The sequence below is a fragment of the Clostridium sp. C8-1-8 genome (assembly GCF_009928445.1).
Taxonomy (GTDB): domain Bacteria; phylum Bacillota; class Clostridia; order Clostridiales; family Clostridiaceae; genus Clostridium_AR.
Genome location: NZ_JAABNO010000001.1, coordinates 1 through 19,673 on the forward strand (window position 1 = coordinate 1; position 19,673 = coordinate 19,673).

The following is a 19,673-nucleotide window of genomic DNA, read 5'->3' on the forward strand; positions in this document are numbered from 1 at the left end:
GAGCAGCTGACTTGTAATCAGCAGGTTGTAGGTTCGATTCCTATTGCCAGCTCCACAGAAAACATCTTACGATTTCGTAAGATGTTTTTTTGTTATATTATTTCAATTATTTGAGTAAATTCATCTAAGAATCTGATTTTTAAGCACTTGAATTTAACAGCATGCATTAACAGCGATATAGATAAATCTTATGTATCACTAGGGAATATAAATAATCGGATATAAATATAATTACATATATAAGTAAATGAAGGTGATGTTATGAGCGTATTGTCTTTACCACAATTTCTTTTCTATGTTTTTATACTTGCAAGCATATTTATAACCATTTTTCTGATTATACCTGACTTTTTATTAAAGTGCTTTAGAAGAAAATAAAAGCTGATTTCTCTTAAGGTAGAAATCAGCTTTTGATAAATAATTAAATTATCTAGATAAGTTCTTTTTAACTCTTATATCTTCAGAATAGAACTTAAAAAGTTTAAAATTTCCGAAGAGACGAGAGGTTATTCTTTCTGCATAATACTTGGTTAAGGTTTGAAGGGTCATATTAGATGATATAAGCATTTTCTTCTTATTAAGAAGTTTCTTGTTTAAAAGGGTAAACAACTCAGTTACTACGAACTCTGTTATTTGCTCTGCACCTAAATCATCTATTATTAGAAGATCGCAATTAATTAAGAAGTCTTCTAATGCTTCATTATTATTGAATCTAACGTCCTTTAGATCCCTTATTAGTTCATCAGAAGTTCTGTATACAACTAAATAGCCTTTGTCTAGAAGGTCTTTAGCTATACAGTTGGAAAGAAAGGTCTTACCAGTTCCTGATGTACCGTAAAATAATAGGTTTTCATTCTTAGTAGAGAAGTTAGGAAGATAGTCTCCGACAACATAACTAAGTATAGACTCCATATTTTTTCTTGGAGAAAACTTTTCATCTCCAATCCTATGAGTGGGATAGTAGTTGATGTTGAAGGTATTAAAGTTTTCTTCTTGTATAACATTCTCAAGTCCAGAATTCTTATAATATAAACCTACTAATTTATGTTTGTAGCAGGAGCATTTTTCTGTGACGATATAGCCTGTGTCCTTACACTTAGCACATCTATAATGAAGATTTAAGTATTCAGGATTGTATCCATAAGAAACTAAAAGTTCGTACTTCTTTGCTCTAAGCTCCGTTATGGCATCTTTTATTTTTTTAAATTCTTCTTCAAAATTGTCCATTGACCTTAAAGCAATCATAGAAAGTTTAATACTCATTTTTCCTATTTCATTATCTAAATCCAATATTTCAGGATGCTTTTCTTTTATCTCTTCTCTACGCTTTTTTAAGGCAGCTGCTTCTTCTTCTCTAATTTTTTGATATAAACTTTCAACTTGACTTTTATATCCACTAATCATTGTTATCCCATCCTAATAATTTTCTCTCTAAAGAATCGTAATCGTAGGTTCTTTGCTCATAATCTGTAAACTTTAAATTGCTCTTCTTAGAGTTATCGTAACTATTTTGTTTATTATTACCTTTAGGTGGTAGATTTTTGGTAGCAACATCCTCTAAGGTCTTTATACCATCATTATTCCACCTTGTTAATATTCCATCTATATATCTAAAATCAGCTCTGTTGAGTCTTTCGAAACATATTTCGCAGGCTTTTAATATTACCTCATTAGGTAAGTTATATGTAAACATCCACTTTTCCATAAGCTCTTCCTGAGGTTTCATTACTTCACCGTTTTTTATGCCCAGATAAGCTAGGATCTTTCTTATCTTTACCCATTTATCCTCGCTCTTACTTATATAAGCATGAACATCTTCAATATTTTTTATTCCACTATCGTGCCAAGCCAATGCAACCTTTTCTATATATCTAGAATCTGCTTTACCTTTGGAGACACAATATTCTATAAGCATCAATATCATCTCAGAAGAAAAAGAAAAGTCATTTTGAAGACCAAGATACGTTGTCATTTCTTTAGGGGATAGAGGTCTGCTTAACAATCTTTCAACTTCTTTAAGCATATCTTTAGTGTTGTCTTTGTTTAACTCGTCTAGTAAGTTAAGGGTTGATGAATTATCTTCATCAGCATTTAACTCTAAGAATTTTATATTAAAGTTGCCCATTTTATCTATAGGAACTAACTGAATGACACCTTCATCATTCCAATAGTTTAAGGCATTCATTATATCAGATTCTAGAAGACTTAAATTAGAAGCTATAATGGATGAGCTAACTCCTAATTCACCTGAAATACTGTACTTTAGCATAAGTAGATAAACTTTTACAAATTCACCTCTTGCTTTAGGCATATATTTTTCAAGAAAAATATTGCTTACAGGAGTAAACTCTACAGGAGAATTTTTAAGCATAAATGTACTCATAGGGTCATAACCCTCCATTCAAAATAATTTTCAAATAAATAAGTAAAACAAACAATTAAAATCGTTCCTTTATATTATAACAGAGGGGTAAGGTTCTCTCAACAATACTACGCTGTCAATTAATGACTAAGGAAAGCTTAAAACCTATAATCTTGAATATTATAGAAAGGTATGAATAATAAGTAAGCCAATAGGAGATATTAAAAAAGAATGTTGATTTTTTACTCTTATAATACCTGAGCATTAAAGGTAGATTACTTCGATTTTATTAAAATACCAACTTAATTTTGAGGAGTGATTCTATAAGATAAGAACCGCTTAAAAAAGCATTAATTTTGTTTACATAATATTTTAAGAGAGGTAAGCGATATAAAGTATGGAGAGTAGGAGAGTTAAATTATTTATATTAAGGAGTACATTATTAATAGTATTGCCGACTTTAATATACATAGCATTATCAAGTGGGCATAGATCTTTTTACGATGCATATGAGAATGGAGTACAAATAGGATGTGTTACTGATAAGGAAGTGGCAGTTGAAGCTTTTAATCAGGCCAAGAATGAAGTAAACAGTAGGTTTGGTATTGAAGTTGATAAGGATGAGAAACTGTCTTTCAAAAATACAAGTAGCTCAGATAGTGCGGTAAATACCATAAATAACTTAAAAGATAATATAATAAAGAATTTTAATATGAATGTTAATGCCTTTAGGCTGATTATAGGAGATAAAGATTTTGGATACATAGCTAAAAAGGAAGAAGGAAAGCAGATACTAGAGAAGATTGCAGACAAATACATAGATATGAGTAATATAGACAGAAGCAAGGTTGTTTCTATAGGAGTAGAAAGTCATAATCAGTACATAGAAGAGAAAACATCAGTATCCAATGTGCTGTCTACAGATGAAATAGCAGATAAAATAATAGATGCAGATAAAGATAGTAAGAATCCTTTAGTGAAGGTTGAAATCAAGACAAAGAATAAGAAACTCATAGATGTAGAACCATCTACTATTATAGATTCAAGTGAAGACTTATTCATGGGAGAGTCAAAGACTGATAAAGGAACAAATGGTAAAGCTGAGATTGAGGAAGAAGAAACCTTTATAAATGGGAAAAAGACTAATACGGAAAAATTGAGTGAGAAAGTTACGGTTAAACCAAAGGATACAGTTATAACTAGAGGAATAAAAAATCCAATATCTTCTGGAGTAGCTTTTCTTTCAAGACCCTCAAGAGGAGTGATAAGTTCTAATTTTGGAGCGCGTTGGGGGGAAGTACATCATGGTATTGATATAGCTGCAAATGTAGGAGACCCAATAGGTGTGGCTATGGATGGAAAGATAAAAGAAACTTCTTATAGCAGCGTATATGGAAATATGATAATAGTTGACCATGGAGAAGGTATTGAAACAGTCTACGGCCATTGTAGCAAGGTTTTGGTTAAGGCTGGGGATAAGGTAAAACGGGGGGATGTAATAGGTAGAGTAGGAAACACGGGTAGAAGTACTGGACCTCATGTGCATTTTGAATTAAGAGTAAATGGAACAGCAATAAATCCTAATAAGTACATAAAGTAGTATTGTTTAAGTGGAGTTAATTATTGCAGAAGAAAGTAAAATGATTTTATTTTCTAGGAAATCATAAGACAGTTCGCTAGCTAAATCTAGTAATATAAAGGACTTAGAGCAACTGTTCAGAGTAAACAGTAAAAAAGAAATATTATTCACCTGCTAGATTTTCCTCATGTACATTCGGATATTTAGATGCGAAAAAAGAGGAGCTGTTAACTAATTATCATAGTACTACAGCCCCTTTGGTTTATATTAGTAGTTTATCTAAGTCAACAGTTCCATCCCCTTGGCAGTACCTAGGAAGATCATTAGGCTTTGCTGATATCTGCAGTAATGATCTCATATCATTAAAGTTTAATGAAGGATTTTTTTCGAGAATTAGTGCGCAGATGCCGCATATATAAGCGGCTGAGCAAGAGGTTCCAGAATAAATAGCATAAGGTTCTGGTAACTTTGTGGGATATAGTTTTAATCCATTTCTTTCAGAGATATAACTTGCATCACAATTTAAAGATTGGATATTAACACATCCAGCAGAGATTTCTGGCTTTTGCAGCTTTCCAACAGGGCCGCAAGAAGAATATAAATAAGGTTTAACAGACTTATTTGTATCTAAGCCGCCTACAGTTATACAATACTTCAAGGTGGCTATTCCTCTCATAGAATATTCTACACTAGGATTACTACCTGCTGGCACTATAGGAATTAGGCTTTTAGAAACTGCTAAGTTTAATAGTTTATCAAACTGCTCTAGGAAAAATATGTTGTCATTTGCAAGTTCAAAGGGAAGCAAAATTAATCTTATGTTTTCATTTTCAGAAGAGGCTATAATGCTATCTAAGGCAAAAAGAATATCAGATACATATCCCTTGCCGGTACTGTTAAAGGCCTTGTAGCAGTGAAGGCTAGCTTTTTCTGCAATGCCTTTATATAATCCGTTTGAGTTTCCTCCACTTCCGCATAGTATACCGCTGATAAAGGTTCCATGACCATTGTCATCATAGGGGTACTTATATTGATTGATTAAATCATAAAAAGTATTTATTTTATTTGAAGGGCTTAAGAGATCAGGATGAGGAAATACACCGCTGTCTATTAAAGCTATCCCTATACCTCTACCGGTGAACTTATATCTTCCTGAAAGGGTTATTCCGTTTGCAGATGCGATACTTGACCCGCATAATATACAATATCCGTCTAAGCTTATATATTCCACTTCAGGATATTCTATAAGTCTATCTATAGCTCTAGGAGATATTTCAGCAGTTATTAATTCCAGCCAATCTATTTTATTTATTATAGTTCCCTTAAAGGATGTAATCTTTTTTGTGATAGTATCACCGAATTTTTTATATTTTATAATAACTCTATATCTTTTATAATATTCTTTAGAAAGATAATACCTTAAAGCAGTATCTAGCTTGCTTTTTAAAGAAAACATGGTACACTCCTTTAAATTGTTAAAAGATTTATTGTATTATAACTTCTCATAAGAATATTAGAATGCCCGAAGTTAGTAATGCTAAAATCTCATACAATATATTATATGTTAGAGTGCGAATTTGCTATACGGTATGAAAACTATAGTTAAAAAATTCGAAAATAATCTTCAACAAGCTCTGTTTTTAAAAGTCTACACATTGGCCTATATCTATTATCTTAACTGAATCATCGCCTAAGGACTTTAATCTAGAGTGGGTTTCGTTAAAGTCTTCCAAGGACAATATGAAGGTCTTGTAGTGAATAGGCACCATCTTAGAGCAATTCATCATTTTATACATTTTATAACTTTCTTCTGGAGTACAGTGCATATAGCAAAACCTATCAGGTTTGTAGCAGCCTACAGGCATTAGTGCTATATCTGCAGCTAGATCTTTAAACTCGTCAGTAAAGGCAGTATCACCTGCATAAAATACTTGTTTGTCACTAGACTCAATTAAATAAGAGTTTGAATGGCTGACTTTTCCTATATAGAATCGTCTGCCATCATGATTGGCTTCTAAAGCTTTAACTGATATATTTTCATCTGAATAGGTTTCACCAGGGCTTATAGTAAAAACCTTCTTAAAGCCTATAAGATTTAATAATTTTTTATAACCTTTAGGACAAAGAACTATTGCATCTCTATTTAATCTTTTTAGAGACGGAAAGTTTATATGGTCTGTATGTCCATGAGACAGCAAAATATAATTTACTTTTAAGCCTTTTATATCATCTGGTACCTTTACCTGTCTTTTTATATGACCTAAGAAGGAGTTAAATACAGGATCTGTTATAACTATATTATTATTTATATTAATTAAAGCTGTGGCATGACCAAGCCAGCGAATGGAGTTTTCCTTAACTTCATCTCTATGAGCTTCCTCCATTGGCTTCGCGTAAGTCCTTATATTTTTCCATGCCATTTTAGACAAAAATGCAACGTTTGAAAATACCATATCTAATATCCTACCTTATCTATCTTTTCCATTTAAATATTATTATACCAGTAATCATTATTATAACTCCAAGTATTTCGTTTAGACCAAAAGAAATTTTTTTGGTTTCAAAAAGACCGAAGGCGTCTATAAGGGCTGCCGCAGTGAGTTGGGCCACCAAGATAGTAGCTATGGAGTAGGTTGCACCTAAGTTTTTTATTCCCTCTATTACAGTAAAAATTATAATTACTCCAAGAACTCCTCCCAGTAGGTATATTTTACTTACATCTTTTATGGCCTTAAAACTGCCCTTGCCGATGGTAAGAGCAAGTATAATAGTAACTATAAAAGCAGAGCCTTGTACTATTGCATTGGTTTCCCAGGTTCCTATTCGTGCTTCAACCCTTGTATTAAATACACCTTGCAGGCTCATTGCGATTCCAGCTATTATAGAAAAAATAATTCCCATCATCAATAATCACCTCAGCAATTATTGTTACCATTAATAGCTATGACATATTCGTATTTTTTAGCTCATTTACATGAATTGTTTTAGTTTTTTTAGCATAATAAGGAGGAAAGTTATCTGAGTATACAAGCTATCTAGGAAAAAGGTAAGGCTAGTATTATTACATTCCATGTGATTTGATATTAATAGTGTATTTGTAAGGAATTTATCATACTTATAGCTTTAAAGAAATAAAAAAAAGCCCTTAAAGGGCCAATTTACATAAGTTGTTTTTTAAAAATATTTCTTCTATTTCTTTTTCTGAAAAGCAAAGGCTTATTCCAAGACTTAGATAATCATCTAGTAATGTTTCATAGTGGTCTTTTGATGGAGAAATTATTAAGTCATTAACATCTATGAACAAGTTTAAAAATTGATCGCTTAAACAATAATCATTAGGTTTAATTATTAATTCTTCTATCTCATCGTATTTTTCATATATTCCAATAGTTAGAATACTGCTTAAACAATTTATGTAATTGTCTAAAATTGAAGCTTTCACTAGTTTTGCATCTTTTTCAACCCAATACTTATAACATTTTGTATCTTCAGCTAATGCTCCTATCTTTATTTGAAGCTCTAAAAATTTTCTTTGTCTAAGTTTATAATCATTTAGATTTGGGTCGAGGATTAATGTCTTATTTAGTTCTTTTTGTCTTGTAAAAAACTTATTAAGATTCATATGTATATCCCCCTATCTTCTTGGGCAATTGCCACGATAATATTGTACAAAATCTTTTGAAAAATGAAAAGTTCAGTAAACGAATACAGTTTAAAAATATTTTATTTTCTAAAAAAATATATAAATTTGACAATTAAAACATAAACTAATAATGTTATGCATTTTTTACTGAAACGTTAAGGTAAAATAATTTATAAGGGATTCTTATAAGGTTACAGACTTAATACAAGGTAAATAATAAAAACTATCTATTTAGATATATCGGCTTTATATTAAAAAGATTTATGTAGTATTTTTTACAATAAAATAATAATAATATTTTTATATGTATTAATATTAAAGGTAAAAATGCTGTACTCAAAGATATACCACTTCAATAACAAAATTATTTTCACAACTCTCTGCTTTATTATAGGAGGCTTTGAAAATATAAATTTTATTAGGAAGTGGTACATCTATATATAGTATTAGTACAGCATTCTATTATACTTAGTGCTATGTTCAATAACCTTGTTGGAATTAAGAATTTATTCTGGAAATGCTATATTATAGAACTTTTAGAATTGAAGCATCCTATGATTAATTACTTAATTTCAATGGGAGATTTTAACCTCCCTAACTTAAAAGGCCTTGTTTTCTACGAATAACTAATAAGACTTCAAGTTGTAAGTCTTTATAATCATGTCTTTTTTATTATTTACAGGCTTCCATAACTCTATTCGGTCTATCTTGGCCATATTGTAAAAGCCCTCAGTTTTTGCAGTACTGCAGGCAATATCATATTCTTGTTTTTTCCACTCTCTCTGAGCAAAGTTGGTATTAGCTAGAGAAACGTGTAAGTCCCATTCGTTTATATTGTCTCTAACTGAGAAACCATGTAGTTTCAAGGTGTCGTTTATATTTCTAGATAGTCTTTTTATATACCCTTTATTTTCAACCTTTAAGTTTACTGATTTATGAGGTTCTCCAAAGCAAATAATATCTTTAAGTTCAACTTTAAACTTTTTATATGGTTTAATTATTTTAGAGATAACTTCATCCAATTTTTCTAAGTTTGGGTTTTCTACCACCTCTAATGTTATATGTAGCGTCGGCAGGTTTTTATAAAGCCTATACTTTTTAGAAATACTTTTTTGTATAGGTTCTATTGATTTATAGGAGTCATCATCAAATAGCGCAACTAAATAATACCTCATCTTTAACCTCTTTCAATACAATTCTCATTTAACATACAGACTTTGTTATAAATTATAACATATTACAAGGTATAAAAAAATATATGAATACTTAAAATAGATATGCAAATTACAATTTTGCGAAAATTTAAACATATAGCATTTAGAGGAGGATAAGAATATGAAACATAATGATAGTATAGGATGTGTAGTTACCGAATGCAAATATCATGCTAAAGATAAAAATTATTGCAGCCTAGACCAGATAATGGTTGTAAAACATGCATCAAGAGCTGAAAGTGTTGAATCAACAGATTGTGGAAGCTTTGAAGAAGAAGGAAGATAGTTTATAGGACAGTGCTTAAGGTGCTGTCCTTTTTCACTGTCTAGGAACCGGCCGTGAATGATAGGGAAACCACAAAGTACCAATGAAAAAGAACCTCTCTTTTTCTTAGTAAAGTATAGTTTTTTCTACATAAAATAAGCAATATCAAGGGCTTACAATGGACTTATAGCATAAATAGTAAAGAAATAAATCTTATTTGCCTGCTAGATTTTCCTCACATATATTTCAAAAGTTAGATTGAGTAAAAACAAAATAGACTCACCTACTATATTTTTCTCGTATATACTTCTAGGTCATGTTTAATAACATTTTTGAAATTAAGTGGTGATTAAAGCATAGTATGGACGACCAACTAATTTCAACACAGCACTTTAGCATATCATAAAATTAATATAGCAAAAAAGGTCGGCGAAAAGGTTTTCGTAACCAGAAATTTTTATCTTACAATGATTACCTGTATAAATTAATTCTTTTAGAAAGTATAATTGGAAGCTGATAAAAGATTACAACCTTAAGGAGTAGTTTAGCAATATTAGCCTAAATATAAAGTGTTAACTTTTTTAAAACACTTGAATATATATGTATGTATCAGTATAGATCGCTTAAGTAATTAAGAGGTTTTAGCTGATATATAAATATTTAAAAAAATTCATGAATATTTTTTGATAATAATACATAAATATACAAAGTTGTTTGGTGATTTCATAAAGGTACATTTTTCCAAGCAATCAATGTAAAAAATCACTTTAATTATTATTACGTTATGATATAATGGAAACTATGGACAAGTGCTTTATTTAGTGAATTTTGACAATATGTGATGTATAAATTTGTTGAAATTTGTAAGGCATTATTTGGATAATTGTTCTTTAGATAGGGGAATTTATATATATATTATAAAATATGTGAGCAAGGGTGAAGTAGTATGGAAAGGTTAGTTATAAATGGAGGCTACAAGCTTAGGGGAAGAGTAGAAATCGCTGGTGCAAAAAATGCAGCTGTAGCTATATTACCCGCAGCTATATTAGCAAGTGAAGGAAAATCTTTAATAGATAATATACCGGACATTGAGGATGTTCATTGCTTAGAGAGAATACTTAAAGGCTTAGGCTGTTCAGTAAACAAGATAGATAATAATACTTTAGAAATAGATGCAACAGATATAAACACACTAGAGGCATGCACTGCAGATGTTAGGGCAATGAGAGCTTCTTACTATTTTATAGGAGCTTTGCTTTCAAGATTTAAGAAAGCTAAGGTAGACTTACCTGGAGGCTGTCCTATAGGAGTTAGACCGATAGATCAGCATATTAAAGGCTTTGAGGCTATGGGAGCAGAAGTCATTATAGAGCATGGTGCAGTTAATATTAAGGCAGATAGACTTGTAGGAGCTAATATATTCTTTGATGTTGTAAGTGTTGGAGCTACTATAAATGTTATGATAGCAGCAACTATGGCTGAAGGAGTAACTGTTTTAGAGAATGTTGCGAAGGAACCACATGTAGTAGATGTAGCAAACTTCTTGAACTCTATGGGAGCAGATATAAAGGGTGCGGGAACAGATGTTATAAGAATAAGAGGCGTTGAGTCCATGAAGGGCTGTAATTATAGTGTAATACCTGACCAAATAGAGGCTGGTACTTTTATGATAGCAGCAGCTGCAACTAAAGGTGATGTTACTTTAACAAATGTAATCCCAAAACATCTTGAATCAATTTCTGCAAAGTTGCTTGAAGCTGGCGCGATAGTAGAAGAAGGCGACGACAGTATTAGAGTAGCTGTTGATAAACCACTAAGAGGAGTTAGCATAAAGACATCTCCATATCCTGGTTTTCCAACAGATGTTCAACAGCCTATGTCTACGCTTCTTTGTGTTGCAGGCGGTAGAAGTATGATAACAGAAACAATATGGGAAAGCAGACTAAAGCATCTTGATGAACTTAAGAAGATGGGTGCATCTGTTAAGGTAGAAGGCAAGGTTGCTGTTATAGAAGGAGTAAGCAAGCTTACTGGAGCAATAGTAAAAGCTACAGATTTAAGAGCTGGAGCTGCTATGGTTATAGCTGGCTTGGTTGCTGAGGGAAGAACTGAAATATGCAGTATTGAGCATATTGACAGGGGATACCCACATATAGAAAAGAAGTTTAGAGAACTAGGTGCGGATATATACAGAATAGAAGAAGAATAAAAAAATAGAATCATGGGGGAAGAAGCATGATATTTTGCTCATTATACAGTGGCAGTAGCGGTAATAGTATTTTTGTACGCTCTGATAGCGGTAAGATACTTATTGATGCCGGGCTGCCAGGAAAGAAAATAGATGAGGCTTTAATTGCAATAAAAGAAAATCCTTCTGAGATAGATGGAATATTTATAACCCATGAGCATTCAGATCATATAAAAGGAATAGGTGTTTTATCTAGAAAGTATAATATTCCAATATACGCAAATGAACAAACTTGGAATGCTATGGAGAGTCTAATAGGTAAGATAAAAGAAGATAATATTAGAATTATAGATAAGAGAAGTGTTGTTGGAATCAAGGACTTAGAGGTTAAGTGCTTTAATATACCCCATGATGCGGCAGGACCTATGGGGTATACTATAAGATCAAAGGGAAAGGCTGTAAGTGTAGCTACTGACTTTGGTACTTTTACAGAAGAGATAAAAGAGAATATAAAAGATTCTGAGGTTATACTTTTGGAGAGTAATCATGACATACAAATGCTTAAATACGGGCCATACCCATATCCTTTAAAAAGAAGAATATTAAGTGAAATAGGGCATCTTTCCAATGAGGACTGTGGAAAGGCTATTGTAGATATATTAAAGGATGAGCCTAAAAAGATAATTTTAGGACATTTAAGTAACACAAACAATCATCCTGACTTAGCTTTCCAAACAGTTTTAAATGTTTTAAATGACAACAATATAAGTGATGGTAAGGATGTTTATTTAACTTTAGCGGATAGACATAAACCAAGTAGTTATATCGAACTTAAATAACTAATTAAGAAAGGTATGATATAATGAGCAGTTATATTGAGAAACTAAGTTGCGAAGATCACGTTGACATGGCTATAGATGAGTACATAGATGAGTATGAAACTTTTCCAAACCTTGAAGGTATTGATGAGGGAAAGTGTAGTTATTGTGAATTAAAAGCTATATATAAAATCAGCGGCAGCGCCTCGTAAAGATAACACAAATTAATATTGATGTTTTAAGGCATATTACCTATATTTTATATGAATAATATGCTTTATAATTATGGATTAACATATAATTTTCGTATAAGTAGCAAAATTATAATTATAATCTTGAAAAACATAAAAGTAATTAGTATAATTTCAATAGAATAACAATAAGAAGGAGATATAAGAATGAGTTTATATAGTCAATGGACAGATATGGTTGTAGAGTATGTTAAAACTAAAGGAGAAGAGGCTTTTTGGGTAGAGTACAGTGATATAGAAAGAAGAGTATATACTGACTTACTTGCAGCTCATAATACAGTAAAGAAATCTACTATAGCAGAGTTAGCTAAAACTTATAACACAACAACAGAATTTATCATGGGATTCGTTGATGGTATAAACGAAAGTCTTAAAAATCCATATGATCTTGAAACTGTAGAAGCTGACCAAGAATTAGCTTTCGATATTAACTTTGAACAACTATACTTTAACATGTTAGATGCTAAGGCTGACTATCTTTATGAGCTTCCACAATGGGAAGGAATATTCTCAGCAGAAAAGAGAAAAGAGATAGCAGTTCAATATAGAGAATCAAAGATTGTTAGAAATGAAAACAAGATAGGCAGAAATGATCCATGTCCATGTGGAAGTGGAAAGAAGTACAAGAAGTGCTGTGGTAAAGCTGAATAATTAGATTACTATGTTTAGCTATTACTTAGGTTTTGCAATATCAGATATAGAGAGAAAGTTCAGTGGATTTACTACTGGGCTTTTTTGTTTATTAAGACCAGTATGAACTTCTTACTTGCTAAACCTTTTAATATTAAGGATTTGGAATAGTTATGTATTGTGAACAGTAAAAAAGATTATGCTGCCTACCAGATTATCCTCATATGAATTTGGAAAGGCAGATGCGCCAAAGGTTTACTAAGGAAGGTAGGTTTAGTAAGTTTTTATGTATAGCAATTCTCTTAAAAAGTATTATGAAAAAGACTCACATTTTTGGTATATATGATTAAAATAAAAAAATAACAAGGATAGTGCAAAAGCATTAATAAATTAGCGAAAATGACGATAATTATATATATAATTTGCAGATACGTGCGTCCATAATTAAAGAAGCGTCAATGATGTTACAAGATGGAGGCTGTTATGCTACTATATAGATTAACATTAGGAGGATGCTATGAAGAAAGAAAAACAAAAGAATAGTCTAGGTTTAAAGAGCATAAGAGTAAGATTAGTTATAGTAATGATATTAATTTGCCAAATACCATTATTAATCTTCGCTCTAGTAGCAAATCATCAATCGAGAAGTACATTGGATAATAAACTTAGAGTAACTACTACTCAAGAAATTGACCTAACCAATAAACTAGTTGACAACTATTTTACCATATTCTCTACTGCGGTTGATGCAGTATCAGGGTTGGATAGCATAAAAAGTGATGATGATAATGTGGTTATGGGAACTCTTAAGACATTTCAGGAAAAGAACACTGATATAGGAAGTATATATATTGGACGTGCTAATAAAAAGATGCTTATATATCCTGCAGCACAGCTTCCAAGTGGGTATGATCCTACTTCTAGACCTTGGTATACAGATGCAATGAATAACAAGGGGAAGATTACTTTCAGCGCACCATACAAAGATGCAGCTTCTGGGGGGATGGTAATATCTTTATCAAAGACTGTTGAAAAAGACGGACAAATAATAGGCGTAGCAGCTATAGACTTAAACTTAGATAAGTTATCTAAGAGTCTCTCTAACATAAAGGTTGGAGAACAAGGCTACATTTATATTTGCGATAGCCAAGGTGTATTAGTTTCTCATCCTAACAGCAAGATTATAGGCACAGATGAAGCTAAAAAACAGAGTTACTGGAGTAATGTTGAGAAGAGTCAAAGTGGCTTTGAACCTTATACATATAATGGTGATAAAAAGTTTGTAAGCTATGACAGAAATAAAGTTACTGGATGGATAGTATTTGCTTCAATGAATGAAAGCGAACTTACAAAAGATACTAAAGCATTAACTAATGTTTCCATAATTGATATGGTGTTAACTTTAATATTAAACATTATGTTTGCAGTTGGTATTAGTAACTTTATAGCTAAAAACATAAACATAATAAGAAATGGTCTTAATAAGGCAGCTAACGGTGACTTAACATATAAAGTATCTATAAAATCAAAGGATGAGTTTGGTCAGTTAGCAGAAAGCTTTAACGAGATGTCTGATGGCATGCATAATCTTATAGGAGAAGTTAAAGAGTCCTCCTTAGTAATGGAAAAGACAGCAGTAACCATATCAACTATGAGTGAAGATGTAGCTACAGCGGTCAATGATGTTGCTAAGACTATAGACCAAGTAGCTTCAGGAAGTTCAGAACAAGCTCATGATATAGAGCAAGGAGTTTATGAAGTTCAACAATTAATAACTGAGCTTAAAGAAATGTATGACCAAATAGATACCATGACAAACCTAGCTATGGTAACTCAAGAAATGACTGAAGATGGAATAACAACTATGGATGTTTTAAGTGAGAAGTCAGTAGAAACCAATAAGTCTTCTGAAAACATAGAAGATGCAGTAAATGATATGACAAGCTCCGTTGGAACTATTAAGTCCTTCACTAACATAATAAATGAAATAGCTGAACAGACAAATCTTCTAGCATTAAATGCAGCTATTGAGGCAGCTAGAGCAGGAGAAGCTGGTAAAGGCTTTGCAGTTGTAGCTGATGAAATAAGAAAGCTTGCAGAACAAGTAACTGAATCTACTAAGGAAATAGGATCAATAATCGATTTAGTAGATGGAAAGTCAAAGAATGCTATTAAGGCAATGTCTAGCACAAAAGCAGCTATAAATAGCCAGTCTGATTCTGTAGATCAAACTAAGAATAACCTTCAAAATATCTCTGAATATATGAAGGAACTATCAAAGGCTATAAAAAATGTTAAAGCATCAATAGATGGGGTTAATAAGAGTAAGGATCAGATAATGGAAAGCATGCAAAACATGTCAGCAATATCTGAAGAAACTGCAGCTAGTACGGAAGAAGTATCAGCATCTACTGAGGAAATAGCGGCAACTATGGATGAGTTTAACCAAAACTCAACAATACTAAAGGATATATCTATTAACCTTGAAGAGAAGATAGATAGATTTAAGCTTTAGAATATAATAATTTAATTTATATAGCACTGAATTATAATGATTCAGTGCTATATTTTTTTATTCCGTTTTATATTCCTACCTCTGACAGGGCTATAATTGCATTTGTTATAGTATAGGAAGATATTTCGCTTATAAAGCTTTCTACTTCTGAAAGATCTCTACTGTTAGCTTTATAGCTTTTATAACCGCCTGTCAGAACTTTGGAACCATGATGGATCTAAAGCCGGTTTGCAGTATAAAACAGGGTATAATATTTCAAGTATATGTAAAACTATATTCTTATAATATATAATAGGAAATATATGTATGTGAGTTGCTTGATAAAAGGAGGGTAATAAAATCAATATGAAGAAAAGGGATTTAAAACCGCTAAAATTTTGTTTCTTACCCCTCATTACTGTTGCTGTATTTGTGTTAATAGGATTATTTAAACAAAGGTCAATCTCTGCAGTTGAAGGACAACACCCTACAATGACTGGTGCAATTGCCTTATTAGTGTGGTCTATTAGAGGAGTATATGTAGCAGTATTAATGGCTATATATTTTTCTATGTTAGACGTAAAGCTAGGTAAAGCAACTAATCTAATGATTCTATTTTTATTAGTAGCATTAAATATTCCATTGATGAGATATATGGAGCTATTAGTTTATCTTCCTTTAGCAGTAGTTATATTACCTATAGTCAATCTATTTGCCTTTTTACCTGCCGTAGTTAAGAGGAAGGTTGATGATAAGATTGATGAAGACAGTAGGTAACATTTCATATTAAAATTTATAAAAGTAACTTCTTTGAATTAATGAAAATATTGTGTTTTGAAAAACTTATATTACACTACTAAAGATTTTTGAAGACAAGTCTTTCGATAAAATCATATTAATTCTTTGCGCAAGCTAATCTAAGCATCGGATGACTGACCGTGAATTTCAACACAGTACTTTAACAGAGCCATTAAGTAAAGATGAAGTCCTTATGGAAAGCATTGGAATGTTAATTATATGATATAATTAGTTATAATATTTAAGGTTGGGGGAGTAGCTATGGATTCAAATGTGTGTTGGTCAAATGAGAAAAAAATAGAGAGAACAATAGAGGCTTTAAGCAAGAATAACATAAACGGATACTATATACAAAGTAGAGACGAGCTATTAGAGAAGATTAAGGAATTAGTTTCTGAAGGTGCTACAGTTAGCTGTGGAGGATCGGCAACCCTTACGGAACTAGGCTTATTAGAGCATCTTAGAAGTGGCAGATATAACTTTTTAGATAGAGCTGTTAAGGTAATTACTGAAGAGGAAAAGAAGGAGATTCACAGAAAGACCTTTAGTGCAGATGCTTTCTTTACCAGCACTAATGCTTTAACAGAGGATGGTCAGTTATTCAATGTAGATGGCGGTGGAAACAGAGTTGCAGCTATGCTTTTTGGCCCAGATAAAGTTTTAGTTATATGTGGAGTTAATAAGATAGTAAAAAATATTGAAGAAGCCATTGAAAGAAACAAAAGAGTATCAGCACCTATAAATGCAAAGAGGCTTAATAGAAACACTCCTTGTGCTAAGGTAGGTTATTGCATGGATTGCAGCAGTAATGATAGGATATGCAACGAGTATACTGTTATAAAGAGACAAGGTGACAAAACTAGGATGCATGTATTGATTCTTAATGAGAGCTTAGGGTATTAAATAGTGAACTTTATTTAATAGGGTAGTATCACTATGATAGTGGTACTATTCTTGTATTTAAGCGCTAGTCAAGCTACTTGACTTATCGAATAGAGTCGCTTTATAATAAAAATGGAAAAATAATGTCGTAAACATTGACTTTAGAAAACGTTAACATGAGATCTGGTAGTTATTTTAAAAGTAACATATGAGGCTTTGTTTTATGAGGGTGTTGGATTAATTGTTAAGTGGTTACTTAAGTGCAATTATCATTGGCATTGAGCCTACACTGTATTAAAACAAAGTCCTTTTTATAATAGTTAAGAGAAGAGGTGAAGGATATTTTCGGTTATAGCATAAATGTAATAAAGGGGATAAGCTTAACTGAAAATAAAAGTAATAACATTTAGCTTATTAAAAATTATGATTTAAAGCAAAAGATAGGGGATTATGAATAACATGAAAAAGAGAAAGAAAATAGTTAGTCAAATAGTTACTACAGTTATATCTATGATATTTTTATTTAGTATCATTTCACCAGTGAATGTATCTGCTTTAGCTGTATTTACCACAGAACAGAGTATAGCTTTACATCAATTAAATACTGCTACTGAGCCTAAGGCTGTTAGAGCAGCAGTTGAAAATCCAAAGCTAGGTATTGATTTAAGCCAATATAGTACTTTTTCAAATGAACAAAAAGATTATTTAGCTACAGTTATAGGAAGAGAAAATTCTCGAAATACTCGACTATTCTCTAGTCCTGAATCAGTAGAAGGTTATGTTAATTGGTATGTAAACCAAGTGACTGAATATACAAAACAATTAGCAAAGATACAGATAAAATTTGACTATAATGATGATGCAGATCATGTCAGATCACGTATGAGTTTACCTAAACTATATAATAGTGTAATTTACGTTAGGTGGACAAGTGATAAACCTGATGTAATATCTACAACAGGTGTGGTTAAAAGACCGGCATATGGACAACCAAATGAAGTTGTTCATTTAACTGCTAATAGTATAGATGGAGGCGGATGCCCTATAACTGATACTAGAACCTTAACGGTATTAGCTGAAGAAACAGCTCCACAACCACAAATAACGCCATATCAAGCAGCAGTAGATGCTGTTATGAATGCATATATTGTTCCTAACTTGAAAGTTGCAATAGAAAATCCTATATTACATATAGATTTAGCTAGATATAAGTATAACAAGTTATCTAGTGAGATGAAGAATAATTTGCTACTTGATTTATTGCATGACATACAGGGTAGAAAATTAAGTAATATTAATGAAGTGATTTCTGCATTTAACAAATATACTTGTAAGTCAATAATTAATGATGCTACAAAACATTTAGACATAGTTTACGCAGAAGGTGATAGCAAGGAAAGTGTTACAAAAAACTTAGGACTTCCTACAAATTCAACATATGGAGCTTCAGTAACATGGGAAAGTAATACTGTGAATTATATAGAAACTAATGGTACAGTACATAGACCAGTTGGGGATCCTGTAGCTGTAACATTAAAAGCTACTATGAAAATGGGAGATGAAATAGCACAATTAGATTATCTTGTTAATGTAAAAGGTGTTCAAATCACAACAGTTCCAGTGGTACCATCAATTCCTACTAATGATAACGAGGTGGAGAAATCTGTAGACAATAATCCGACTAGCACACCTGCTGAGGTGAAATTAAATACTACTAAAGATGGTAATAAGGTTAATGCTACTGAAAAAGTAGATGCTATAAAAGATGGAAAAGATACTTTGATGATTAAGTCAGATGAAGTTACTATGTCAATTCCAGAAAAGGTTATATACACAGATGGATTGAATGGTTCAGATTATATCAAAGTAACACAAGAGATATTGCCTTCAGATAGAGCAAAAGAATTATTTTCAAACCTTCCAAGTAATGTAGCTCCATTGAGGGATGCTATTAATTTTACAATGCAGTTATTTGATAGTAATAACAAATTAATTAAAGATATACATGAATTTGCTAATGGTCAGAAGGTTAAGATAGTAATAAGTTTAACTGAAGATCAAATAAAGAATGTAGATACAAGCAAGTTAAGTATGTTTTATTTTGATGAAGCCAAGAAACAATGGGTTGAAATGGGAGGACGCTTTGATAAAGAAAATATGACATTTACTTTTGAAACTCCTCACTTTACAAACTTTGCTATAATGACAAAGGTTGCAGCGAATACAACGCCTACAAAGGTAGATATATCTGAGGTATTACCTAATGCTGCAACGCCTACAAAGATAGAGACGCCTGAGGTTTTGCCTAATGCTGCAACTCCTACAAAAATCGAGACATCTGAAGCATTACCTAGTACTGCAACGCCTACTAAAATAGAAACACTTAAAGTCTTACCTAAGACTGGTTCAGCTTTAGATTTTAATGCAATGTTAATAGCTGGTGGTGCTTTAGTTGTATTAGGTGGGTTCATGCTTGTTAGAAGAAATGCTGCTAACTAGTAGTTATAAAATCATTAAAAATATGTAGTATTATTAATTTAAGAGTTAGA

17 protein-coding genes are annotated in these 19,673 nt (G+C 31.8%); 10 read left to right on the forward strand and 7 right to left on the reverse strand.

The window, feature by feature from the left end:
• Nucleotides 1–426: 426 nt before the first annotated feature.
• A complete protein-coding gene (locus GXK57_RS00005) occupies nt 427–1,404 on the reverse strand; it encodes an ATP-binding protein (RefSeq protein WP_160669602.1) in 978 nt (325 codons plus the stop codon).
• Nucleotides 1,397–2,383: a DnaD domain protein gene (locus tag GXK57_RS00010; RefSeq protein ID WP_160669605.1), complete on the reverse strand. Its 987-nt coding sequence runs from the start codon at nt 2,381–2,383 to the stop codon at nt 1,397–1,399. The genes GXK57_RS00005 and GXK57_RS00010 overlap by 8 nt, the downstream gene beginning before the upstream one ends.
• A gap of 376 nt (nt 2,384–2,759) precedes the next feature.
• On the opposite strand from GXK57_RS00010, the gene GXK57_RS00015 reads away from it, so the two are divergent.
• A complete protein-coding gene (locus GXK57_RS00015; RefSeq protein WP_160669608.1) occupies nt 2,760–3,962 on the forward strand; it encodes a M23 family metallopeptidase in 1,203 nt (400 codons plus the stop codon).
• 241 nt (nt 3,963–4,203) lie between these two features.
• Here the strand turns inward: GXK57_RS00015 and GXK57_RS00020 are convergent, their stop codons facing one another.
• The 5 genes from GXK57_RS00020 to GXK57_RS00040 form a co-directional block, all read right to left on the reverse strand.
• Nucleotides 4,204–5,397: a S8 family serine peptidase gene (locus GXK57_RS00020; protein ID WP_160669611.1), complete on the reverse strand. Its 1,194-nt coding sequence runs from the start codon at nt 5,395–5,397 to the stop codon at nt 4,204–4,206.
• A 184-nt stretch (nt 5,398–5,581) separates the two neighbouring features.
• A complete protein-coding gene (locus GXK57_RS00025; protein ID WP_243156344.1) occupies nt 5,582–6,361 on the reverse strand; it encodes an MBL fold metallo-hydrolase in 780 nt (259 codons plus the stop codon).
• Nucleotides 6,362–6,413: 52 nt separating this feature from the next.
• Nucleotides 6,414–6,845 carry a DMT family transporter gene (locus GXK57_RS00030; RefSeq protein ID WP_160669616.1) on the reverse strand — a complete coding sequence of 144 codons (432 nt, stop codon included), beginning with the start codon at nt 6,843–6,845 and terminating at the stop codon, nt 6,414–6,416.
• A 241-nt stretch (nt 6,846–7,086) separates the two neighbouring features.
• Nucleotides 7,087–7,563, reverse strand: a complete 477-nt coding sequence (locus GXK57_RS00035; RefSeq protein ID WP_160669618.1) for a dUTP diphosphatase — start codon at nt 7,561–7,563, stop codon at nt 7,087–7,089.
• A gap of 647 nt (nt 7,564–8,210) precedes the next feature.
• Nucleotides 8,211–8,759 carry a 2'-5' RNA ligase family protein gene (locus tag GXK57_RS00040; protein ID WP_160669621.1) on the reverse strand — a complete coding sequence of 183 codons (549 nt, stop codon included), beginning with the start codon at nt 8,757–8,759 and terminating at the stop codon, nt 8,211–8,213.
• 160 nt (nt 8,760–8,919) lie between these two features.
• On the opposite strand from GXK57_RS00040, the gene GXK57_RS00045 reads away from it, so the two are divergent.
• The 9 genes from GXK57_RS00045 to GXK57_RS00085 all read left to right on the forward strand — a co-directional run bounded on the left by GXK57_RS00045 (nt 8,920) and on the right by GXK57_RS00085 (nt 19,623).
• Complete coding sequence (locus GXK57_RS00045) at nt 8,920–9,084, forward strand: DUF1540 domain-containing protein (RefSeq protein ID WP_128210902.1); 165 nt, start codon at nt 8,920–8,922, stop codon at nt 9,082–9,084.
• 925 nt (nt 9,085–10,009) lie between these two features.
• Nucleotides 10,010–11,272, forward strand: a complete 1,263-nt coding sequence (locus GXK57_RS00050; protein ID WP_160669624.1) for a UDP-N-acetylglucosamine 1-carboxyvinyltransferase — start codon at nt 10,010–10,012, stop codon at nt 11,270–11,272.
• A gap of 26 nt (nt 11,273–11,298) precedes the next feature.
• On the forward strand, nt 11,299–12,090 hold the full coding sequence (locus GXK57_RS00055) for an MBL fold metallo-hydrolase (RefSeq protein ID WP_160669627.1): 792 nt from the start codon (nt 11,299–11,301) through the stop codon (nt 12,088–12,090).
• A gap of 23 nt (nt 12,091–12,113) precedes the next feature.
• Nucleotides 12,114–12,281 (forward strand): CxxH/CxxC protein, encoded by a 168-nt coding sequence (locus GXK57_RS00060; RefSeq protein WP_160669630.1) that lies wholly within the window; start codon nt 12,114–12,116, stop codon nt 12,279–12,281.
• Nucleotides 12,282–12,467: 186 nt separating this feature from the next.
• Nucleotides 12,468–12,971 (forward strand): SEC-C metal-binding domain-containing protein, encoded by a 504-nt coding sequence (locus GXK57_RS00065; protein WP_160669633.1) that lies wholly within the window; start codon nt 12,468–12,470, stop codon nt 12,969–12,971.
• Between the two features lie 496 nt (nt 12,972–13,467).
• Complete coding sequence (locus GXK57_RS00070) at nt 13,468–15,465, forward strand: methyl-accepting chemotaxis protein (RefSeq protein ID WP_160669635.1); 1,998 nt, start codon at nt 13,468–13,470, stop codon at nt 15,463–15,465.
• A gap of 345 nt (nt 15,466–15,810) precedes the next feature.
• Nucleotides 15,811–16,221 carry a hypothetical protein gene (locus GXK57_RS00075; RefSeq protein ID WP_160669637.1) on the forward strand — a complete coding sequence of 137 codons (411 nt, stop codon included), beginning with the start codon at nt 15,811–15,813 and terminating at the stop codon, nt 16,219–16,221.
• 282 nt (nt 16,222–16,503) lie between these two features.
• The gene (locus GXK57_RS00080; RefSeq protein ID WP_160669639.1) at nt 16,504–17,145 is read left to right on the forward strand and encodes a lactate utilization protein; all 642 of its coding nucleotides are present in this window, start codon (nt 16,504–16,506) and stop codon (nt 17,143–17,145) included.
• 438 nt (nt 17,146–17,583) lie between these two features.
• Nucleotides 17,584–19,623 carry an LPXTG cell wall anchor domain-containing protein gene (locus tag GXK57_RS00085; RefSeq protein ID WP_160669641.1) on the forward strand — a complete coding sequence of 680 codons (2,040 nt, stop codon included), beginning with the start codon at nt 17,584–17,586 and terminating at the stop codon, nt 19,621–19,623.
• Nucleotides 19,624–19,673 lie beyond the last annotated feature (50 nt).

Excerpts from the sequence above, each read along its gene's own strand:
- GXK57_RS00035 (WP_160669618.1), bottom strand. The coding sequence starts at position 7,563 with ATGAATCTTAATAAGTTTTTTACAAGACAAAAAGAACTAAATAAGACA.
- GXK57_RS00045 (WP_128210902.1), top strand. The coding sequence starts at position 8,920 with ATGAAACATAATGATAGTATAGGATGTGTAGTTACCGAATGCAAATAT.
- GXK57_RS00005 (WP_160669602.1), bottom strand. The coding sequence starts at position 1,404 with ATGATTAGTGGATATAAAAGTCAAGTTGAAAGTTTATATCAAAAAATT.
- GXK57_RS00015 (WP_160669608.1), top strand. The coding sequence starts at position 2,760 with ATGGAGAGTAGGAGAGTTAAATTATTTATATTAAGGAGTACATTATTA.
- GXK57_RS00060 (WP_160669630.1), top strand. The coding sequence starts at position 12,114 with ATGAGCAGTTATATTGAGAAACTAAGTTGCGAAGATCACGTTGACATG.
- GXK57_RS00025 (WP_243156344.1), bottom strand. The coding sequence starts at position 6,361 with ATGGCATGGAAAAATATAAGGACTTACGCGAAGCCAATGGAGGAAGCT.
- GXK57_RS00020 (WP_160669611.1), bottom strand. The coding sequence starts at position 5,397 with ATGTTTTCTTTAAAAAGCAAGCTAGATACTGCTTTAAGGTATTATCTT.
- GXK57_RS00050 (WP_160669624.1), top strand. The coding sequence starts at position 10,010 with ATGGAAAGGTTAGTTATAAATGGAGGCTACAAGCTTAGGGGAAGAGTA.
- GXK57_RS00085 (WP_160669641.1), top strand. The coding sequence starts at position 17,584 with ATGAAAAAGAGAAAGAAAATAGTTAGTCAAATAGTTACTACAGTTATA.
- GXK57_RS00010 (WP_160669605.1), bottom strand. The coding sequence starts at position 2,383 with ATGAGTACATTTATGCTTAAAAATTCTCCTGTAGAGTTTACTCCTGTA.
- GXK57_RS00075 (WP_160669637.1), top strand. The coding sequence starts at position 15,811 with ATGAAGAAAAGGGATTTAAAACCGCTAAAATTTTGTTTCTTACCCCTC.
- GXK57_RS00040 (WP_160669621.1), bottom strand. The coding sequence starts at position 8,759 with ATGAGGTATTATTTAGTTGCGCTATTTGATGATGACTCCTATAAATCA.
- GXK57_RS00030 (WP_160669616.1), bottom strand. The coding sequence starts at position 6,845 with ATGATGGGAATTATTTTTTCTATAATAGCTGGAATCGCAATGAGCCTG.
- GXK57_RS00080 (WP_160669639.1), top strand. The coding sequence starts at position 16,504 with ATGGATTCAAATGTGTGTTGGTCAAATGAGAAAAAAATAGAGAGAACA.
- GXK57_RS00065 (WP_160669633.1), top strand. The coding sequence starts at position 12,468 with ATGAGTTTATATAGTCAATGGACAGATATGGTTGTAGAGTATGTTAAA.
- GXK57_RS00055 (WP_160669627.1), top strand. The coding sequence starts at position 11,299 with ATGATATTTTGCTCATTATACAGTGGCAGTAGCGGTAATAGTATTTTT.
- GXK57_RS00070 (WP_160669635.1), top strand. The coding sequence starts at position 13,468 with ATGAAGAAAGAAAAACAAAAGAATAGTCTAGGTTTAAAGAGCATAAGA.